General features: G+C 44.7%; 3 protein-coding genes. 1 reads left to right on the top strand and 2 read right to left on the bottom strand.

Annotation, left to right across the window (positions count from 1 at the left end):
• The coding region (locus AB7U36_RS21060; RefSeq protein WP_428161586.1) for a type IV toxin-antitoxin system AbiEi family antitoxin domain-containing protein at positions 1-628 on the top strand (628 nt) is incomplete at its 5' end.
• Between the two features lie 65 nt (positions 629-693).
• On the opposite strand, the gene AB7U36_RS21065 is transcribed toward AB7U36_RS21060, so the two are convergent.
• Both AB7U36_RS21065 and AB7U36_RS21070 read right to left on the bottom strand, forming a co-directional pair.
• Positions 694-2877, bottom strand: coding sequence for a hypothetical protein (locus tag AB7U36_RS21065; protein WP_428161587.1), 2184 nt, complete (start codon positions 2875-2877; stop codon positions 694-696).
• Positions 2878-2904: 27 nt separating this feature from the next.
• Positions 2905-3346: hypothetical protein (locus AB7U36_RS21070; protein WP_428161588.1), on the bottom strand; the 442-nt coding region annotated here is incomplete at its 5' end.

A 3346-nucleotide genomic window follows, 5' to 3' on the forward strand; every position in this document is an offset into this window, starting at 1 on the left:
ACGTCCAGGGCCTCCTCTTAAATGGGAGCATGTGGTCTTTTCGCTGAATGAAATGGGATATGCTGTACATGTGGGCGGTCGCAGTGCGCTTGAATTGCAAGGCTTGGCCCATTATCTGCCGCTGGGCGATACACAACGGATTGATCTATACAGCACTGTAAAAATACCGGGTTGGATGCGCATTTTTACAGATTCTTTCAAAATTGAAGTTCATAATAAAAAACTATTTGAAGAACTTCCTAAGCCTGGGTTGATCACCCAGCCTTTTGGTTCCTGGGATTGGCCGATTCCATTTAGTACTCCGGAACTTGCCTTGCTTGAATTATTGGCGGATGTGCGGGAAATTGCTGATTTTTTAACCGCTGATACATTTTTTGAAAGCGCTGTCAATTTAAGACCGAACCTGCTTGTGAAGTTGCTGATATGCTGCAAGCAGGTAAAGGCAAAAAGACTATTTTTATGGTTTAGTGATCGCCATGATCATGCTTGGCTGAAAGAAATGGAAACCAAGAATATAGATTTAGGCAGAGGTAAGCGCATGCTTGTCAAGAGCGGTGTTTTTGATTCTGTTTATCAGATAACAATTCCCAAACAGATGGTCAAAGAAGATGAAAACTCCCTATTCTGACCTAGTGCGCCTGCTCGTGAATTTTTTGCCTATTGTGGAAAAGCAGACCGGTTTTGTTTTTTATTTTATATCACCTTGTTTGCTCTGCTTCGATTTAAATTGAAGAACCCTTCAATGAAAGGAGTAAAACCGCCTTCACGTGGTCTATTACCACCCTTTAAAATTGATCTTGAAAGAAGTTTGTTTTGAGCAATGCAGGTCACCTCCGGCACCATAATGCAATCCGGACAGGCCCCACCACGGTTTTCACAAAGCATACCCAAACCACAGGATAAGGATTTAGGGTCTAAAATACGATTCAGGAATGCCAGGCCGTTGTTTCGCCACATTGCGGAAAGATTGCCAAGATCCATTGTCATGCCGTTTCTGTAAACCACAAAAGCTAAATCAGCCGGGAAAATATATTCCCCAAGCGACCCCAGATCCAAGCCGGAAAACTCAGACACGTTATGAATAATATGATGAGCCATGGTATGCAGAAGCGTATAGACGGCCAGATATGGGTCGGGCAATCCGCCTTCTTTGGGAAGGTTGTCTAAAAACGTGGTCATTGGATACATGTTTTCCAGAATGCGACTGCCCATGGGGCCATGCTTGAAGTGCTCTGCGTTTTTGCATCCCAGGCTCAGAATAAAGTTTCGAACTGCTTCCTCGGATAACCGGACGTAAATGGCCTCGTTTTCCTGGCGCAACACATAAACCGGGTGCTTTTTCATTTCAGCCACATTGATTTTATCAAAAAGACACAAACGAACCGGAACATCAATTTTATTGTTGTTTCGTAGCACCGGAGCGGGATGACGTCTGGTATAGCCAAACGAAAAAAAACAAAGTTTAAATTTTCTGATCAACCCCATCTGTTCGACACCCATTAGCCCCAGTAGTTGTTTTACCTTGTCTTCTTTGTTCTCAAGCGGTTTATGGACCAGATCCTCATCTGGTTTATCAAAGGGCACATAATGTCTCTTGCGGGTTTTATTGATAAAGCCCCCTTGTAAAGATTCCTTTTCCATGGAAAGGTGCTCTGCAAACAGCCGGAAAGGGTCAAATTTCGAGGGAAGATCTTTTCGAAGCCGTATTTTCTCAAGGATTGCTTGCGGTACCCTGGCCGATGATTGAATGAATCCCTTTTGTTCCCATTCCTTGTAGATTTTTTGGGCTTCTTTTTGGGCCAATGAACACATGTTGAGATTATCTTCATTTTGAGAACAAAATTTAAGATAGTCTTTGTATTCTTTTAGATGATCCTGTTCTTCCGGATAAGGTGCCAGGTTTTCCTCAATTTCAGAAAGACTGATTTCCCGCCGTTCATAACCGAACCTGTTTGCGATTTCATTGATCAGTTCAGTATCATCATTGATCAGCCTTAAAATATCCTGCCCTGAAAAGTCGATAATTCTATCAGTTTGCGGATAGGTTACACTGGTAGCTCGAAAAGATACCGGCTCCATGCGGGCTTCCTTGATCCTGTCTTTGGATTGCTCCTTAAATTGCCGCAGTGTAAATTGATCATTCTGCAGCCATCTCCCGGTTGGGTTACCGCACTTGGCGCAGGCAAAATGCCAATGACCGATCCGGGGGGAATTGCGTTTCAGGACAACCTGATTACACCCGCAGATGCAGCTAAATGGCGGGCGCACCACATCGCCTTTGGTTTGGCTCCACCAAAATAGCTCCGGCATTGCTCCTATCGCTTCGCCAGACCAGTGAATAAACATAACGTCCAGTTGATACCAGTTGCAGGGCAAAGGACGGTTTCCGTCAAACCCGCATGCGGCAGGGCCATTTGGATGGGCACATTCTTTCCCTTTAATACAATCCAGGTCCCCATACATCTTTCTCAGATTCTTATAGGCCTTGATCAGACCGCACTTACCACAATACATGGTTAACGGTTCCGGTGTATATTCCACTCGTTCCGGAATCACTAAACCAAGGTTTGCCTCCAGATCTTTACGGATATCATTCCCTTCGAGATTTAATAAAGAGCTGTCAACACACATTACAGGGGTTACCGGTTTTTCCGGATCATTTGACGCCTGCAAGGCCCTTTCCAGCCAACTGGATGCGGTTTCCACTATCCTTTCTACAATCTGAGCTTCTGTTTCCCTGGCAACCCTGGCTTCGGAGACCGAAACCGGATAAACTTTGTAGGCACCGGTTCCACCCTCAAAGGCGAAATATGTTCCAGGTGCATATGACGTTAAAAGCTGGGATCTGCTTCTTTGAATCTTGAGCCCTTGTGACATATTTTGTTCCTTTTTACGATCATCTGCTTACGGGGTTTGGTAATCATCTATTGTTGCGCCGGCACCACGCAACAAAAACCGCATCAATTCATTAAATTCCTCTTCCTTCAACTTACTAGCGCTTTTTCGAGGGGAAAGCAATGCCGGCAGATCTACATCCCGCAAGGAAGTCATGGGTTTTATCAATGTACCAATGTTCCCGCGATTAATTTCCGTAAAGAACTCTCTTAAGTTAAGGGGGGCATTGGCAGGGCTGTAAATATCGTCAAGCAAATCCCTCACTCTTTGCTTAATCAAATCTTCGTGAAAGGATATGCTGTCTTTCGGGGAAAATTGAGTATACAGCCCAATGGCGTGTGTGATGAAATCCACAACCTGCTCCTGAAGATACTGCCGGTCCATACTGGTAATTTGGCCCACCATGATACAAGGGCGCACGTGTTGTTTTTCATTTTCGGCCCGGTCAATA

It is taken from the genome of Desulfobacter sp., assembly GCF_050177295.1.

Bases quoted from the DNA above. Each gene is read 5' to 3' on its own strand.
- AB7U36_RS21065 (WP_428161587.1), bottom strand. From the start codon at position 2,877: ATGTCACAAGGGCTCAAGATTCAAAGAAGCAGATCCCAGCTTTTAACG.